This window comes from Tenacibaculum adriaticum (genome assembly GCF_008124875.1).
GTDB lineage: Bacteria > Bacteroidota > Bacteroidia > Flavobacteriales > Flavobacteriaceae > Polaribacter > Polaribacter adriaticus.
The window spans coordinates 25,290-44,850 of the sequence record NZ_VNIA01000008.1 but is presented as its reverse complement, the minus strand read 5'-3'; the positions used below and the strand labels follow the sequence as shown (position 1 = coordinate 44,850).

Below are 19,561 nucleotides of genomic sequence, written 5' to 3'. Positions count from 1 at the left end.
ATTAATACCAATCCTTTTAAGAGTATAAAAAGTGTAGACTATTTTTTAGTAAGCACTTTAAATTGTTGTGTTTTATTTCCAACTTGTACTTGAAGCAATAAAACTTGATTTCCTCGAACTACAGAGGATAAGTCCAGTGGAATTTGCTGTTGTCCACCTCCAGTAGTTTCCATTCCGGTAAATTGAAGAAGATCTCTTCCCAATAAATCATATACTTTTATAGAAATTTCTTCTCCAGATTGTTGCATATTTAATGACAACGTTACTAATCCATTTGTTGGATTTGGATATAAACTTATTCCATTTTCTACCATTGTAACAGGATCTAATCCTAATGTTCCTAAGTTTTCCTCTAAAGAGAACACTACAGTAGATGATGCATTGAAAGTCACATCATTTTCGGTAGCATCTTGTTGAGGAGCATTACTTCCACTTGGATGTTGAACAGAGAAGAATCCGTATTTGTAATCTGGCGTAAATGTAAGACCAGTTGGCTCAGAACCTGATGGCATTGAAGCGAACAACTTAACATTCGGATTACTTTGTGTATGATCTGGACGAACAACCCAAATGTAGTTGTTACCACCATCTTCGCAAACCCAAAGGTTTCCTTTGTCATCAAACACTAAATTATCATTTCCATCACTCCAAGGCTCAGAAACTGTTCCGCTATTGGTTGTTATATCGTATGATTTTCCTCCAACAAACGTTTCAAATTCAGACACTGTAGTTCCGTTATCTTTAAATCTGTACACACGGTTTCTACCTTTAGCTGCAAAATATATTTTTCCATCATAAGGATTAATTTCACAATCTTCAACACCGTTAAAATTTGTTCCACCTAAAGCTGAAGCTACTGTGTTTAAGTTATTGCGATCAGATTGTGTGTCGTTTGGAACTTCGATCCATTGTGCGGTTGAAGAACTTGGATCGTTACCTGATAATGCTAAATCCAACTTCAATACATATACAGTTCCTGCAGATAAGTTACCAGGAGTGTCCATTATATATTTATAAACACAATGTGTTCCACCGTCTTCACCATAATAAGCTGTAGTTCCATCTGCCGATACGACTACATTTTCGTGGTTCATTCTTCCCATTGCCCATAATTTTTCCTGGCCACTTCCATAATCCATCACTTGAGCAGTAACAGGATCTATTTCTACCAACCAACCCACATCTTCGTAACCATCACTATTCACATCTCCAGAGTTTGTAGATTCCTCAGCAGTAACTACTGTTCCCCAAGGAGTAGTGCCTCCTGAACAGTTTCTAGTTGTTGTTACCAATGCAGCATTATATAAATCTACTGCTTCGCTATCATCTACAACCCAAAGTTTAGCCGTGGTATCTAAATGTAGATCTACAATAGACACTCCTCCTGGTGTATTTTCATGATTTACAGAAAGATGACCAAGTTCACTGCTTCCACTCGTTGGAACATAAGCAGTATAGTCATTGTTTCCAGGTACGTTTCCTGATCCAATTGTATAAGCATCTCCTTCTTTAAAGATTAATTGGAATTGGTGCTCATTAGAAATAATTAAATTATTTGTTTGACCTGTTGGCTCTATTGATGTAAAGCATCCTATATGAGTAGCAGCGCAATCTACTTCTAGATCATCAATGTTTTTGATATACATATCAAAACGAAGATCAGAACTTGTACCCGATTGTTGGTGTATTTCAACAGCAATTCTGTTAACACCACTTACAAATGCCGTTTTAGGAACCTCGGCAATAAAATAGATGTTTTCATCAATACCACCCATAGCAGTTGGAGCTGTTGTTAAATAATCTGTAGCACCATCAGGTAAATTCATTCTGAAAACTTCAACACCATTCACATAAACAATACCAGCATCATCTCTTCTAAGACCAAACTCAACCATATCTGTAAGGTTGCTTACATCTACATTGATGTCTTTTGTAAAGTATGATGTGATATATTTATTATTGGCATCTGGCCCATAAGAAATTTCTGTATTTACAGGATCTCCATATCCAAAAGGAGCAAAACCTCTATCCCAAGTTAAGTTATCGTAAGCTACATCAGACCAACTTTCTGCATCCAAACTTGTGCCTTGATCAAAATAATACCATTCTTGGTCTTTTGGTAAAGGATAATCTGTTACTTCAATAGCAGGTAATTGATAGTCTACTTGCATGTCAAAACGAAGATCAGAACTGTTTCCTCCAGCTTGATGTAACTCAACCGCAATCACATTTTCACCATCTTGTAATAAGTTAGCTGTTGAAATTTCGTTCCAGATTTCTTCATCTGAACCTCCAATTGCTGAAGAAGCATAGGTGTTATATGTAATAGCACCATCTGGCATATTCATTCTGAATGCTTCCGTACCATTCACATATACTACAACACCGTCATCTTTCAACACGCTGAAAAGTAAATTTCCATATTGAGACGCATCGTCTACATCAAAAGTGTGTCTTAAATAATAGGTTGGGTATTTGTTACCCGCATCAGAACCATAATCTAAGGTTGTGCTTTCAATACCATCACCATATCCTAAAATAGCATTTCCGAAAAACCAAGCGCTGTCATCATATGCATTATTTTTCCAATCTGTTCCTAAATCAACTCCTGTATCATTAAACTTCCAAAGACCTTGAGATGCAATTGGGAATGTTCCGTTTTGATATTCAGCAATGTTTTCCCAAGCTAAATACACGATGGTATCTTCTAATGGAATTTCTGTAAAAGTGACAATGTTACTGTCTTTTGTTCCAGTAGCTATAATGTTTAATGTAGTTGAAGGATCTCCTGTTAATAAGAAATAATTTGATGCAATTAGATCGATATCATTAAGATTATCAAATATTTTGGTAAGATCTACTTTAGGTGTTCCGTTTTCAAGGAATAACGGATCAAACTTCCAACGACTATTTAAATATAAGGTGTCATTTTCTTGTTGACCTAAAACGTGTTCTATTGTTCCTGTAACTTCTTTTCCAATTACGACGTTAGTGTTGTAATCTGTAAGTGTTTCACCAATGTACATTCCGTTAGCATTATCATTCATAATACTCCAGTTTCCTCTTACTTCATTTCTAAAAGGAGCTTCTACATCTCTGATTGGACCAGTAGCAGGAATAATACTTGCATTTGTATACGCAACTTCAACTAATGTAGAACCTAAGTTTACTAAAAACCCACTGTCATCCTGATTGAAGGTGTAGTTATATGCTAAATCTGTAGTTGGATCTGTAATATTAAGATACATATTCTCTTGGATTTCTTCCTGAGTTTTAGCAGTTGTCCAAATTCTAAATTCATCTATTGTAGCATCTGTAGGAGCGTTATTGGCAATGTTTTTACCTAAAGCTAAATTATTAGCACATTCATAGAACAATCCAACAGGCATACTATCCATCAATTCACCATTAATATAAAATTTGAATTCTCCATTCGGCACAAAAGTTACCGCCACGTGATTCCATTCGCCCAAATTCCATACGTGAGTAGAATTTAATGAATTCCAACCTCCCGTAGGGCCTTTTCCTGTAATGGTTTGCAAGGTTTGATTGTTTAGGAATTCCATTTCCCATCCAAATTCACCGCCGCCAAAATTGGTGAATCCAACCAATTTAGTATTGCCTCCAGCAGGACTATCTAATCGCGCCCAAAGTTCAATTGTAAAGTCTCCAGAAAGTGCAGCATTAACACCTTCTTTAGGAATATATACTTCGTGGCCATCAGCAAGATTTATAGCTCCACCTTGTTCGTTAATTGCTGCAGCAGTATCTATTTCGTATACTAAATAATAGTTTCCTAAATCTAAAGCAATATCTGTAAAGGTTACTATACCATTAGCTTCTGTTCCTGTACTAACAATTTCGTAGCTAGTTGTTGGGTCTCCTTTAATTAGCATATATTGTGCAACTGTTGAATTAACATAGTCAACATTGTCAAAAATATTTGATAGTACAACATTAATAGATGCCACATCCATATTTTGAGCATTCAAGTGCCATCCACCTGATACATAATACGTGTCTTCTAGGGTACCTAGTGGTAAAACTTCATTATTTATATTATGACCAACAACCGTATTTTCTATAAAACTAGAAATTGAATTGCTGATATATAATCCTCCATCAGTTTCGTTTGTAACACTCCAATTTCCTGTAATAACATCAGAAAAATCTTGGAGGGCTTCACTAACAGGGCTAGTGGCATCTATGATTTGAGCATTGGTGTAGTTTACAATATCTGTGTTGCTTCCAGAATTGATTAATGTTCCATCATCATCTTGGTCAAAAGTATAATTAAAGACTAAATCTGTACCTGATGTAATTGTACTATGCATTTGAGCAACAATTTCTTCTTGCGTTTTAATATGTGACCAAATACGGAATTCATCCATTATTGAATTTGATTCTCCTCCGTAATTGATGCTTTTTCCTAAAGCAAAATCCCAAGTGCTATTAGGAGCGTAAGCATTATATGTACCGGAATTTTTTAATTCTCCATTTACATATAGCTTAATCATATCTCCAGGAGAAGCTGTAACAGCAATATGATTCCATTCTCCTACAATTAAAGCATCTCCAGAATTTATAGCATTCCAAGGCGAACCACCTGTCCCAAATACAGCAGAAACTGAGTTGTTGTCTGGCATCTCTAATGTGAATCCTGTTGAATTACCGTTAATCCTACCGTGATTTGAAACCAAAGGGGCGTTGTTTCCAGGATCTTGAGATAGATCAACCCAAAATTCTAATGTAAAATCCCCAGAGAAGATAGGTTCTATGGTTGATGAAGAAATTTGTGCTTGATGCCCACCAGTAAGTGATAAAGCGCCTCCTCTTCCTGGGACAAAGATTCCTTCTTCCCAAGCTAAATAATAAACCCCTTCTTTTAGATTTGCATTATAGAATGTTACATTTGAACCATCAAACGCCCCGTCTGTTACAACATTAAAATCATTGGTTACCTCATCTTGTTTTAATAAATAATATTGCCCAGCAATATTAGAAATAGAATCGGCTGCTGTTGTTAAGTTTTCTTGTAAATTAATTTTTACCGTTGCAAATGGGCTATTTAAAGGGTCGATTTTCCAGCCACCATTTGCATAAAACATTCCACTTAGACCAGGTACAGCTTCTAAGTCTGTATCTGCTTTTTTACCTATTACAATATTACTGTTATAAGCAGTAATGGCCTCTGGAAATATTAATCCAGTGTTATTTAGATTATTATTTTTACTCCATTTTCCAGAAACTTCTTGTTGATAATCCAAACCAATGTTTCCAATTGGAGATGTTGCTGTTACTAATTCACCGCCATTTAAAGGCATATCATAAGTTACAGAACCTTCACTGATGATGTTAGTATCTGTTTCTGTTACTGGTGTAAAATCGTAATAAACAGCTAAATCAGTCTCATCACCAACTAAAGGGTAATGCATATGTTCAACGATTTCATTAGTAGTTAAAGTACGTTGCCAAATACGAATATCATCTAATTCACCTTGAACAGGGCTATTATAAGATGGACTATATCCAAAACCTAATCCCCAAGAATTTGGGATATAGCCACCATAGGCGCCTTCTGCGATTAAATTTCCATTTTGGTAATATTTAATAGTTCCATTTGTGTTAGACACTACTAAAGCAATATGATTCCATTCCCCAACATTCCAAGGATCACCTTGATCTGAAATAACATTCCATCCAGAACCATTAACTCCAAAAACTACATTTAGTTTATTACTGTCTGGAAACTCAAAAGACAATCCTGTAGAATTTCCATTAACTCTACCATTACTTGACAATATCTTGTAATTCGTTCCAGGGTCTGAATTTAATTTCCCCCAAAACTCTATAGTGAAATCATCACTTAACACAGGATTAATCACATCACCTGGAATAGCCATTTGACTACTTGTAACTTTTAAAACACCTCCTCTGTTGGTTTGAATATCTGCTTCAGCTAAAATATCTTCATCTGAAATTAATCTTCCATAAAGTGATAATTCATCTAAAAGACCAATAAATTGTTTGCCTTCAAAATTGTTTCCTATTGTGATATCTCTACTAGATTCAATTGGAGAAACAACATTTGTCCAGTTCTGAATCAAGAAACCATTATAATATAATGCTAGTTTTCTTTTTACATTGTCATATTTCCAAGTGATATACGACCACGAGTTTTGTAAAAGGCTATAGTTGCTTTCATAAGTTGTTGCTAGAGCATGATCTGTATATGTTAAATGTCCTTCTGACGAAACACCGAATGAAATTCCAGCACCATTCTCACCATTTGATAAAATAGTAGCTCCATTTCCTGAAAGTGTAGTTGGATTTACCCAAAATGTTAAACTAAAAGGACGATTATGAAAGTTTAATGAATTCTCTGTTGGTATTTGTACCGATGTGTTGGTACTAAACACCATTGCTTCGTTAGCTTCATCATTTCTGTTATTTGTAAATGCATAGTTAGATACATTGATTGTATGTGTATAATCTGAAGCATCTACAATATCATTATTGATATTTAAACCCAATTTATATGCATCAGCATTTTGGCTTGTAAGCATATCTTCATGAATAATTTCTTCAAAATATGGTTGCCCTGTTGCATCTACATATTCAACTTTCATTCTTCGATCATCTATATCACCATATACATTAATGCGTAAATAGGTTTGTTTTACACCGTGAAGCACATAGTCATTATCATAGTTAATATTGTAACTGCCATTACCAACATCTGAATTTATATTTCCAGACAGTATATCATATAACGGATATTTGGTATCTGCATCTCGTACCATAAAACGTTGCTCATGAATATCTGCACTCAAAGAAAGAACACCATTGATATTATTATCTTGTATAAAATTAAAAAGCTCCCCTGCTTGATTACTTACACTAAAGTTTCTTCCTCCTACTGGTGTAAATGTTGGCGTACCATTAATAATAACTTTAAAGGTTGCTGTGGAATTTAATAGACCTTGTTTAAGCCATTCTAGTTGCTCAGGTCCAAAATGATCAGCAGTACCATCTCTAAAACTACGATTATCGGTAAGGAAGTATTCAACATCTTTATATACATATGAAGAAAATAAACCTTGTCCTTCGGATGTAGAATTATATTCAGGGTTTGGCCACCATTCCATAAAAACCTCTCTGGTTTTTGCTATAGTAGGCATATTTTTATTGAATTCATTTGGTCCTAAATCATGATTATCAGTAATAGCTAATTGCGGCATTGCCACAGTTAGGCTATCGTGATAATCCCTTTGAAAACGGTACCTATCAAATGCCATATCCTTATTAGCCCAATCATCTACTCCATCTGGGCATTGTCCCATAGCATGCTGTAATCCTAAAAGATATACTGCATCACCTAACCAGACCATCATATCACTGTCTTCATTAGCCATAACATTAAACATCTCTGGAGTTCCATTCACATGAAATTCTGATTCAGGGATATCTATACATCTGGTTAAATCATAAATTCGACCACATCCTCCGGATAGAAATTCAAAATCATCAATAATTTCGTTTTCATTGGTAATAGTAGCAACACGTAATGATGGTGTAGCATTGACTAATAATTTTGCTGAATACATTTCTCCAGGTGTTAACCCTGTATATTCATACGATCGTAAACTATAACCCAACCTGTCATCTGAGTTATAAATTGTTCCTGTTAATTCAGTAGCTGGTGATCCAGCTCCTGTTAAAGATAAAGAGAGAGCATCTCCAGATCCTGTATTGTTCTTAGTAAGCACCCAAGCCCTTACTGAATTGTTGTAAACAGGACTAAACATAGGCCCATACACAAGAGAGTCTCCAGGTATGGTAGTTTGAGCCTGAGTCAAAAAGCTTATGCTTAGAGAAAGCAATAAGCTTAAAAAAAATAATTTTTTAGACATGGTTTATACTGAGTTTATGTTGTTTGTCTAACAAAATTACTTTTTAAAAGGTTCTTAAGAATATTCTAAAGAGTTACTATTTGTTTACTAAAATGTTATGTATGTCAAAAAATTGTTAATTAATATTTCTATAACTATTTTTACTATAACCAATTGATTTTAAAATCACTTTAATTGAATTACTTAAAATTAAAAGTTCTTTTATTGACAATAAATGTGACCTTTTCATAATTATTAATTGATTTTCACAGATAAATAAATCAAATACTTACATCCTATTAACTTTTAAGTCATAATAAATAAAAATAATTTTAACCTTATTAAGCTGTCATTATTTAGAATGAACACAAATGTGTATTTAAGAAAAACTGTACTTTACAAGAGGCCTTAATTATCATTTTCCCCTTTTCATACTCTTCTCTTTAATACGTACATAAATTAATTTCGAACGTCCTTTAGAATCTTCCCTTCTTTCTATTTCAAAGTTTGGAATGGATTTAATTAGTGGCATTAATTTTTGAAATCCGTAGTTTCTAGAATCAAAGTTAGGTTGTTTTTTTTGCAATAAACTTCCTACATCACCCAGAAAAGCCCATCCATCATCATCTGCTAGATCTGAAATAGTATGTGAAATAAATTTAATTTCTTTGGCTGTAATTTTATCAATATTGTCTTTTGAAGAAGGCTTTTCATCTACAGATTCTGACTCGTCTTCTTCTGCTTGATTTTTAAGAATTTCTATATAAATAAATTTATCGCAAGCCACAATAAATGGATTTGGTGTTTTCTTCTCTCCTATACCAAAAACTTGCATACCAGCCTCGCGAAGTCGAGTCGCTAGCCTTGTAAAATCACTATCACTAGAAACCAAACAGAAGCCGTCTACTTTTTGTGAATAGAGAATGTCCATAGCATCAATAATCATTGCAGAGTCTGTCGCATTTTTTCCTTTTGTGTACCCGTATTGCTGTATTGGTGTTATGGCATTTTCTAAAAGTACTACTTTCCATTTTGAAAGGTCTGGCTTCGTCCAATCTCCATAAATACGTTTAATAGTAGGATTACCATATTTTGCGATCTCTTCCATCATCTCTTTTACGTAAGCTGAAGGAATATTATCTCCGTCGATTAATACCGCTAATTTTATATCCATTAATTAATTATTTTTGTTTTGCATTCGTGATTAAGTGTTTGTTGAAACTTCTCATAAAGAGCGACTCATGAAAGTACAACCTTTTGTTTATAAAAAGGAATGCCTAAATATTAAATTTCAATTTTTGCTCCCATGATTTTTAAAAATTCTCTAATAAAGCTTGGATGTGCTGGCCATGCGGGAGAAGTAACCAAATTACCATCTACATAAGCTTCATCTACAGCAATATCTTGAAAATCTCCACCTGCTAAAGTCACTTCTGGTCCCACTGCTGGATAGGCCGTTAGTTTTCTTCCTTTTACAACATTAGCTGCTGTTAATATTTGTATACCGTGACAAATGGCAGCAACGGGTTTATTGGTTTTAAAAAAATGTTTTACTATTTCTATTACTTTAGGATTAAGCCTTAAATATTCTGGTGCTCTTCCTCCTGCTATTACCAATCCGTCATAATTATCAACCTCTACTTGGTTAAAACTATAATTCAATGTGAAATTATGCCCAGGTTTTTCACTATAGGTTTGATCTCCTTCAAAATCGTGAATCGCTGTTTTTATAGTGTCCCCCTTCTTTTTATCCGGACAAACGGCGTGCACTTTGTAACCTACCATTTCTAACATTTGAAATGGTACCATTGTTTCATAATCTTCTGTAAAATCTCCCGTTAAGAATAGTATTTTTTTCATGAGTTTTTATTTTAAAAATTATTAATATTTACCCTTTTCCTTACACCTATTAAATTTACGAAAAAAACTAACATATAACTTAAATTACAAAAACTAAACAATATCATAACATATTGATTTTTAGATTATCCAAATAAAAAAAGCATCCTAAAATTAGGATGCTTTTTTTATTTGTTATGTGCCGTTTACTATAACTCTCTTTTTACAGGAACTAAAGCACTCTTTTTTAATTGAATAAAATTTAATTTATCTAATACAACCATTATATAGTATGTGATATCTATTTCGTACCATCTTACTCCGCCGAAATTAGCTCTACCCCCATGTTTATGGTGATTGTTATGATATCCTTCTCCCATCATTAAAAAATCGAATGGTAATAAATTTTTAGAGGTATCACTTACTTTAAAATTTACGTAGCCATAAATATGAGCAAACCAATTAATAATAACTCCATGAATTGGCGCCATTAAAAAAGCGACTGGTAAAAAAAGCCATTGCCACCAAGCTGTAGCGAATACCACGAAGAAAGCGGTATACAATGCTCCCCAAGCTAATCTAGATAGTTTTGAACTAGCAAAAGCATCAAAACGCTCCCATTGTGGTACGTTTTTGGTGAATTTTTCATCTACTTTAATTCGCTTTTTATTAATGTCTTGATACGTATTTTTAGTACGCCACATCATCGTAAAAATATTACTATCATATTTTGGAGAATGTGGGTCTTTTTCGGTATCGGCATATGCATGATGCAATCTATGCATAACTCCGTAACCATAAGCACTCAAGTAATTTGAGCCTTGAAAAATCCATGTTAAAAAGAAACATACTTTTTCGGCAAATTTTGACATGGTAAATGTTTGATGTGCAGCATATCTATGCAAAAAAAAGGTTTGAAAAAACAACCCTGAATACCACAAGATTATCATTAATACTATTACTTTCATTTTTCTTTACTTTTTTCTACCGCAAAGAACCAATGATTTATACTATTATAAAATGAACTTAAGTTAAGAAATCCGCTTGCGAATTCTACTTAATGCTTGTGCTGTAACTCCAATATAGGATGCAATATATTTTAATGGTATTTCCTTTATTAAATTTGGACGATCGGTAAATAGTTTAAGATACCTTTCTTCTGCAGTATCATTTAATAAAGACTGCTCTCTTTTTGATTTTATTAAAAACAACCTTTCTGTTGAAAGACGTCCAATTACATTACCCACAAAACTCTGGGTATAAACTTCTTGTAAATCGCTATAAGAAATGCTCCACATAGACACATCCGATAAAGCCTCTAGCTGATATAATGATGGTGTTCGTGTTAAAAATGAATCGTAAGCACTTACAAATTCATTCTCAAAACAGAAACCGAAAGTAACTTCTTTTTCTTTGTCTTCTTTTGGTATTAGAAAACGTACAATTCCTTTCTCTATAAAAGAAATATAATTTTCAATTTCACCAATATTTAACAATATGCTTTTTTTAGAAAACACTCTCTTTTTTAATTTAGAAGAAAATAGTTGCCAATCCTTTTCATCTACAGCGATTGTTTTTTCAATATACTCCCTAATTTTTTCCATACTTGCCTCCTATACTACACAAAATTAAGTATTACAATCCACTTTACTCTGTCTTTTCTCTAAGTTGTTTTAGTAAATTCTTTAAAAAGAACAACAAAACTATATTTATTTAGCGCAAAAGATGATATAACTCATAAACTATCTTTCCTTTTTTACATAAATTGCTGTTATGAATACTATTGCTGAACGTATATATGATTTTCTAAAACAGTACCCTCCATTTAGCATGCTCTCTAGAGAGCAGTTGTTATCTATTTGCGAGGCAGTAGATGTTCACTATTTAGAGAAAGGAAATTACCTATTTGAAACAGGAAAATCTGTAAAAGATGAATTTTATGTAGTTAAAGATGGAGCTATAGGTATCTTTAGAACGGAAACCAATACCTTAATTGATGAATGCGACGAAGGTGATATTTTTGGTTTACGTGCTTTAATGAGAAAAGACAGTTACAAGTTAAGTGCTAAAGCAATTGAAGAAAGTATTGTGTATAGTGTTTCATCTTCTTTGTTTGAAAAATATATTACCACCAACCCAGAAGCAAGTTCATTTTTAATGACAAGCTTTGTAACCAATACAAGAAGTTCTTATATAGAATCTAAAGAAATCAAACAAAAAACTACTAAACTACACGATTTTTCAGATGAACAATCTGCCGATTATTCTAAAAACCCAATTCATTGTGAAGCCTATACAAGTATAAAAGCTGCTGCCAAATTAATGACAAAAAACCAAGTAGGATCTATTATTATTACTGAAGATAATAAACCTATAGGTATTATTACAGATAAAGATTTACGTATAAAAATTGCCACAGGAAACATATCTATTAATGAAAATGTTACAAAAGTTATGTCTTCCCCAGTTATTACTTTTCCTGAAAACATTACGGTTTCTGAAGCTCAAATTGCTATGCTTAAACATAAAATAACACATTTATGTATTACAAAAGATGGTACAACAAATTCTGAACTGACGGGAATACTTTCAGAACATGACATTATTGTTATTCGAGAAAACAATGCCTCTGCATTAATAAAAGAAGTAAAACGGGCAAAAACTCCGGAATATTTACATCAAATAAGACAACGTGCACAGTATTTATTGGAACGTTATATCGAGCAAAAAATTCCCATTACGTTTATTACAAAAATAATTTCAGCAATAAACGATAGTATTACTGAAAAAATTATTGATTTAGCTATTAGGGAAATGCCGACACTACCTCCAACAACTTTTGCGTGGTTAGCCATTGGCAGTCAAGGAAGGCAAGAGCAATTATTACTTACCGACCAAGACAACGCTCTGGTTTTTGACAATGTTTCGGAAACGCAATACGAAACGACAAAGCAATATTTTTTATCACTCTCAAAAAAAATAAATGAAGGTTTAAACACTGTTGGTTTTGAATTTTGTCCTGCAGATATGATGGCAAGTAATCCTAAATGGTGTTTATCTGTTTCTGAATGGAAAAATCAGTTTGAAAGATGGATTAAAAGTCCAGATCAAGACAACTTAATGCTTTGTACCATTTTCTTCGATTTTGAATATGTCTTTGGAAATAGAGATTTAGTAAGTAAAATGTCTGAAGATATTTTTGAATCTATCGATTCTTATGAAATATTTTTAAATTATTTAGGATTGAATGCGTTGAAAAATCCGCCACCAATAAGCTTCTTTAGACAGTTCTTAGTAGAGCAAAGTGGTGAACATAAAGATCAATTTGATATAAAAGCACGGGCAATGATGCCTCTGGTTGATGCAGCTCGTTTACTAATCCTTTCAAAAAACATAAAAGCGCATAATAATACCATAGTTCGTTTTACAAAACTTGCAGAATTAGAACCACAAAACAAAGAGCTTTATGAAGATTGTTCTGAGGCTTTTAAAAACTTATTACGTTTCAGAACTGAGCAAGGTCTTACCAATAACGATTCTGGTCGGTTCATAGATTTAAAATCTCTAAGCAAAGCAAATAGATTAGAATTAAAACGTTGTTTTAAAGCAGTAAAAGAAATTCAAGAACTCATTCAAGTTCGTTTTAACCTTTCTCATTTCTTATAATATGAATTGGTTTACAAAAACATCGTACCCAGAATTTTGGAACACGTATTCGAAACATTTTAAAAACAAACAAGAAACCGATTTAGGTTCCATCAGATTTGTAGTTTTTGATACAGAAACCACAGGTTTAAATCCAAATCAGGATCGAATTTTATCAATAGGGACTGTTGGTATATTTCAAAACACAATTAAGGTTTCCGATAGTTTTGAATGTTACCTAAAACAAGATTTATTTAAGGCTGAAACCGTAAAAATCCACGGTTTATTAAAGGGAGGAAAAAACATAAAAATAGATGAAAAAACAGCAATTATTCAATTTTTAGAACATATTAAAAATTCGGTTTTAGTAGCTCATAATGCATCATTTGATGTTACTATGATTAATAAAGCACTTAAAAGACTAGAATTACCGAAACTCAAAAACATTGTTTTAGATACTAAAAACATATTTAACAAAACAAATTTAGATAAGACTACTAAAACAAACTTTAGCCTCGACGAATTATCTGAACGTTTTAAAATACCTCAGCACGACAGACATACAGCTTCTGGTGATGCATTTATTACTGCTCTTTTGTTTGTAAAGTTAATATCACATCTAAAAAAAGAAAAGAAAATAACACTTAATGATATAAAAAGTCCGAAAGAAAGAATTGGTTTGTTATAAAAAAAGAGCATCAGTTTTGATGCTCTTTTTATTTGTAAAACTTATAATGCATTGTCCATAATATCTTGCACTACTTCAGGATTCAATAATGTACTTGTATCTCCTAAGTTACTCGTGTCTTTATGGGCTATTTTACGTAAAATACGTCTCATGATTTTACCTGAACGTGTTTTTGGTAACCCATTTGTGAACTGAATTTTATCCAGTTTAGCAATGGGACCTATTTGTTCTGTAATTATCTGATTAATTTCTTTACGTAAATTATCTTGATTTCTCGATTCTCCTGTATCTTTCAAAATAACATAACCGTATAATGCATTTCCTTTTACATCATGTGGAAAACCAACTATCGCAGATTCGGCAACTGCTGGATGTTCATTAATTGCATCTTCAATAGGCGCGGTTCCTAAATTATGACCCGATACAATAATAACATCATCTACACGACCTGTAATTCTATAATATCCAACCTCATCACGTAAAGCTCCATCACCTGTAAAATATTTATTTTCAAAAGCGGTAAAATACGTATCTCTATATCGCTGATGATTCCCCCAAATTGTTCTTGCCATGGATGGCCAAGGGAATTTTATACACAAACGTCCATCTACTTGGTTCCCTTTTATTTCTTTACCATTTTCATCCATTAAAGCAGGTTGAATTCCAGGAAATGGTAAAGTTGCATAGGTTGGTTTTGTTGGTGTTGCAAAAGGAATTGGGGTAATCATAATTCCTCCTGTTTCTGTTTGCCACCAAGTATCTACAATCGGACTCTTCTTTTTACCAATATTATCATCATACCAATGCCACGCCTCTTCGTTAATTGGTTCCCCCACTGTTCCTAAAACTTTTAAAGATGATAAATCGTGTGCTTCTACATGACCAACACCTTCTTTTGCTAAAGCTCTAATGGCTGTTGGCGCCGTATAAAACTGATTTATTTTATGCTTCTCAACAATATCCCAAAAACGACCATAATCAGGATAACTTGGCACTCCTTCAAACATTACAGTTGTAGCCCCGTTAGCTAGAGGACCATACACGATGTAACTATGACCTGTAATCCATCCAATATCTGCTGTACACCAATACACATCTTCTTCTTTATATTGAAAAACATTTTTAAATGTATATGCCGTGTACACCATATAACCCGCTGTGGTATGTACCATTCCTTTTGGCTTTCCGGTAGAACCAGAGGTATATAATATGAATAAAGGATCTTCAGCATCCATAATTTCAGGAACACATACGTTATCTGCTTTGTCTAACAAAGGTTGCAACCATTTGTCACGACCTTCTTTCATTTTTATATCTGATTTGATGCGCTTTGCTACTAAAACAGTTTCTACTCCGGGACATTCTTCCAAAGCATCATCTACAATTCCTTTTAAATCTATGGTTTTTGCACCACGATAAGATCCATCACTGGTAATTACCATTTTACAATCACAATCGTTAATTCTTGTTGCTAAAGCTGTTGAAGAAAATCCTGCAAATACCACAGAATGGATTGCTCCTATTCTTGCACACGCTAAAACTGAGATTGCTAATTCAGGAATCATTGGTAAATAAATACAAACACGATCTCCCTTTTTTACACCTTGTGCTTTTAATACATTAGAAAACTTACAAACTTTTTCGTGCAACTGTTTGTAACTAATATGTTCTGCTTTTTCTTTTGGATCATTAGGTTCAAAAATAATGGCTGTTTTATCTCCTCTTGTATACAAATGTCTATCTATACAATTTTCCGTGATGTTTAATTTAGCTCCCTCAAACCATTTTACTTCTGGTTTTGAAAAATCCCAACTTAATACATTATTCCATTTTTTACGCCACAGGAAATGTTCTTCGGCTATTTCTTCCCAAAAAACTTCTGGATTCCTGACAGATTTTCGATATACTTGATAATACTCTTCTAAATGTTTTATATGATAGTTACTCATTTCAGTTTAGTTTTAAAAATTAGATTATTTATTTTTCTTAGGTTTAAAAAGTCCGAACCAATTAGGATTTAGAATTTTTAATTTGATTAAAGACCAAATTATTACAACGAATGATGCACCAATAACTATAGAGTTTATGGGACCTACATCCGTTTTACTTTCAAAATAAAAACGGAAAAATAACGACACAAGAATATATATACAGATAAAGATATCCGATACTAGTGGTGATAGTTGTAATTTCATTTTAATAACTTATTAACTTTAAAAATTAGTTTGTTTGCACACAAAACCAAGTTTTAATCTAATAGTTCATTAATTTCTGAAACTATTTTTTTTACTGAAAACGGCTTTGTTAAATATTTATCTGCTCCAAGTTTAAGCCCTTTTTCAATATCTGAAGCTTTATTTTTTGCAGTTAAAAATACCACTTTAGTATTTTTTAAACTGTCTTTCTTTTTAATATAATTTAATGTTTGATAACCATCTACGTTAGGCATCATAATATCTAATAACACAACATCTGGCGCATTAGTTTCTAAAATCTGTAACGCCTCACTTCCATCTCTTGCTATAAACACTTCAAAATCTTGTTTTTTAAATGTATATTCCAAGGTCATTACAATGTTAGGTTCATCGTCTACAATTAAAATTTTCTTCCCCATATCAAAACGAGTACAATTTAATTAAAAGGTAGCTTAAAAACAAAGGTTGCCCCACTTTTATTACCTCTTTTTGCCCAAATTTTCCCACTATGCTGCTCAATTATTTGTTTACTAATCGCTAAGCCTAATCCACTTCCTTCTGGTTTTATTGTATTTTGATTCATTGATTGATAAAATTTATCAAAAATGTAATCAAAATCTTCCTCTGGAATTACTTTTCCATTATCAATTACATAGATTTCAATGAAGTTATTGATCATCTTATATTCAACAATTATTTTTCCTTTTTTAGGTTCTGTAAACTTGATAGAGTTTGATAATAAGTTTGTTAGTACTTGTAAAATTCTATCTTCATCATAATGAAATTGAAAATCAACTAAATTATCGTTTATAATAGTTATTTCTTTGTTTGAAGCAATGTGCTGAACACTGTTAATAGCGTGTTTTATTGTTTTTTTTATACTATTTAACTCTAAATTTAATGTTTGACGCCCCGTTGACAGTTTTTCGAAATCTAGGATATCGTTAATAAGTCTTGATAACCTATCGGAATCTTGAAGCATATTTTTCAAAAACTGTTCTTTTATTTCATTTGGCATTTCTCCATTTTCATCTATTAATAATTCTGTTGCTGCACGTATGCCTGTAATTGGTGTTTTTAATTCGTGGGCAACTGTATCTAAAAACTCATCTTTTTGCTTGTCTTTCGTCCTTAAATCTTCATTGGCTTGTTTTAACTGATTTGTTAAACTTATTAACTGTTTAGACTTTTCTCGAAGCAATTTATTTCTTGCATTTGTTTCTTTTGATTCTTCAAGAATTTTTAGCACTTCTATCAAACTTATTTCTTCTTCTTTAATAACACTTGCTATTAAAATTTTAGCTGAAGCACTTCCGATGCTTCCTGTAAGAAGCTTTTCTGAAAAATTAATTAATCTAGCATCTGCCATTTGTGTGTCTTGTGGCAATTTATACTTTGTAAAGAAAATATTTAAAGCTCGTTGTGTATGTTTTTCTCCTAAAAATTTATTCAAAACATTTTTAATATCAGCTACATATGCCTCTCCTTTCCAAACCAAAGCACTGTCTTGAAGAGAAGAATAATTACTGCTATCTACAAACATTTCTGCATAATTACGCTCTCTATAATCTCCTTTAGATGTCAATGAAAATATAAGATAACACAAGGTATTAGACGTTAAGCTCCATAAAAACGCATGTGAATGTGGATTTAAAAAATCAATACCAAAAAGCGCATATGGTTTTAATGAAGTTATACCAAATAATCCATTCTGAGTAAAACTGTTTGACCCTGTAAAAGCTTCTATTGAAAAAGGAAGAATTAACGTGTAACTTGTAATTAAAAACCCAATAATTATACCAATAATTGCTCCTTTTGAAGAACCTCTATTCCAAAATAACCCAATAAAAAAAGAAGGTGCTAATTGAGATATAATAACGAAAGAAATAAGTCCTATAGAAATTAAAGGCAATTCAATCGAAAAATTATAATAAAAACCATACGCTAAAACGATAATACTAAAAATTGAAATTCGTCTAATACTCTTAATATAAAAAGCATTTTTCTCCGGATGGTTTTTAACAAACTTATCTAAAAACCCATAAGGAATAATTAAATTATTACTCACCATTGTAGACAAAGCTAAAGTAGAAACAACTACCATTGAAATCACAGCAGAAAACCCTCCAAGAAAAACCAATAACGCTAAAAATATATTGTTGTTTTGAAGAGGTAACAATAAGGCAAAGTATTCTCCATTAACCTCTCTACTAAAACTTAATTTTCCTGCCCAACCTATAAAAATTACAAATAGATTAAATAGTAATAAGTACAAAGGAAACAACCATATCGCTTTTTTCAAATGTTTCTCTCTATTATTCTCTAAAACAGATACTTGAAATTGTCTTGGTAATAAAAAAATTGCCATAAAGGACAGCATAATCATAAAAAACCAATTAAACCCCTCTTCTAATCCGTTTAATTTTATTAAATTTTCAAAATTTTCTGTCTGTGAAATTTTATTATAAATATCTTCTGTTCCATCAAACAAAAAGTAAGTTACGTATACTCCTATAATTAAAAAGAATACTAATTTTAATATGGATTCAAAAGCTACAGAAGCTACAATCCCTTTATGTTTTTCTGATGCATCAGTTGTTTGGGTTCCAAAAAAAGTAGCAAATATTGCTAGTAATAATGCTATGTAAAAGGTAGAGTCTCCTAATATACTTGTTGAAACATAATTTGACTTTTCTGTCATAATTTCAAAAGTTTCTGAAACAGCTTTTAATTGAAGTGAAATATAAGGAACTGTTCCAAACGCGCATATAATTGTTATTAAAGCTCCTAAAAATCGGTTATTTCCATACCTAAGTGATATAAAATCTGCTATAGATGATATTTTATGTTGTTTTGAAATTCTTATAATTTTCCTAAGTACGACAATCCATAGAGGTACTGCTATTACAGGACCTAAATAAATCGTTAAAAAACTAATTCCGGAATTTGCGGCAATACCAACACTACCATAATAAGTCCAAGCCGAACAATATACTGCCAATGATAAGCTATAAATATATGGGTTATTTATCCATTTACTTTTTGCTTTTTTTTCTGCTAAATAGGCAATGTAAAACAATACCGATAAGTATAAAATAATAATTATGATTAAAGAATAATTACTCATAATACCACTTTAAAATAATATAGGATACAATTATTGATATCAGCCAAATAGAAAATATTGAAAAATATAGTGTTGGAAACCCGAACACTACTCCATTTGTATTAAAAACTAATAAAAAAGGAATGTTAAACACTAACAGAAGTGCTATTGATAATATGATAAGCTTTTGCTCGTG

10 protein-coding genes are annotated in these 19,561 nt (G+C 32.3%); 2 read left to right on the top strand and 8 right to left on the bottom strand.

Annotation, left to right across the window (positions count from 1 at the left end):
- Window positions 1-38: 38 nt before the first annotated feature.
- From C7447_RS14245 to C7447_RS14225, 5 genes are all read right to left on the bottom strand, one after another.
- A complete protein-coding gene (locus C7447_RS14245; protein ID WP_170246056.1) occupies window positions 39-7,859 on the bottom strand; it encodes a LamG-like jellyroll fold domain-containing protein in 7,821 nt (2,606 codons plus the stop codon).
- A gap of 448 nt (window positions 7,860-8,307) precedes the next feature.
- Window positions 8,308-9,066 (bottom strand): NYN domain-containing protein, encoded by a 759-nt coding sequence (locus tag C7447_RS14240; protein WP_148871193.1) that lies wholly within the window; start codon window positions 9,064-9,066, stop codon window positions 8,308-8,310.
- 110 nt (window positions 9,067-9,176) lie between these two features.
- The gene (locus tag C7447_RS14235; RefSeq protein WP_148871192.1) at window positions 9,177-9,752 is read right to left on the bottom strand and encodes a DJ-1/PfpI family protein; all 576 of its coding nucleotides are present in this window, start codon (window positions 9,750-9,752) and stop codon (window positions 9,177-9,179) included.
- Between the two features lie 188 nt (window positions 9,753-9,940).
- On the bottom strand, window positions 9,941-10,699 hold the full coding sequence (locus C7447_RS14230) for an acyl-CoA desaturase (RefSeq protein WP_148871191.1): 759 nt from the start codon (window positions 10,697-10,699) through the stop codon (window positions 9,941-9,943).
- A gap of 63 nt (window positions 10,700-10,762) precedes the next feature.
- Window positions 10,763-11,335, bottom strand: coding sequence for a Crp/Fnr family transcriptional regulator (locus C7447_RS14225; RefSeq protein ID WP_148871190.1), 573 nt, complete (start codon window positions 11,333-11,335; stop codon window positions 10,763-10,765).
- A 169-nt stretch (window positions 11,336-11,504) separates the two neighbouring features.
- On the opposite strand from C7447_RS14225, the gene C7447_RS14220 reads away from it, so the two are divergent.
- Both C7447_RS14220 and C7447_RS14215 read left to right on the top strand, forming a co-directional pair.
- A complete protein-coding gene (locus tag C7447_RS14220) occupies window positions 11,505-13,397 on the top strand; it encodes a DUF294 nucleotidyltransferase-like domain-containing protein (RefSeq protein ID WP_148871189.1) in 1,893 nt (630 codons plus the stop codon).
- 1 nt (window position 13,398) lies between these two features.
- Window positions 13,399-14,064 (top strand): 3'-5' exonuclease, encoded by a 666-nt coding sequence (locus tag C7447_RS14215; RefSeq protein WP_148871188.1) that lies wholly within the window; start codon window positions 13,399-13,401, stop codon window positions 14,062-14,064.
- Window positions 14,065-14,105: 41 nt separating this feature from the next.
- Here the strand turns inward: C7447_RS14215 and acs are convergent, their stop codons facing one another.
- The 3 genes from acs to C7447_RS14195 form a co-directional block, all read right to left on the bottom strand.
- The gene (gene acs / locus C7447_RS14210) at window positions 14,106-16,013 is read right to left on the bottom strand and encodes an acetate--CoA ligase (RefSeq protein WP_148871187.1); all 1,908 of its coding nucleotides are present in this window, start codon (window positions 16,011-16,013) and stop codon (window positions 14,106-14,108) included.
- Between the two features lie 299 nt (window positions 16,014-16,312).
- A complete protein-coding gene (locus C7447_RS14200; RefSeq protein ID WP_148871185.1) occupies window positions 16,313-16,678 on the bottom strand; it encodes a response regulator transcription factor in 366 nt (121 codons plus the stop codon).
- Window positions 16,679-16,695: 17 nt separating this feature from the next.
- Complete coding sequence (locus C7447_RS14195; RefSeq protein WP_148871184.1) at window positions 16,696-19,386, bottom strand: sensor histidine kinase; 2,691 nt, start codon at window positions 19,384-19,386, stop codon at window positions 16,696-16,698.
- Between the last annotated feature and the right edge of the window lie 175 nt (window positions 19,387-19,561).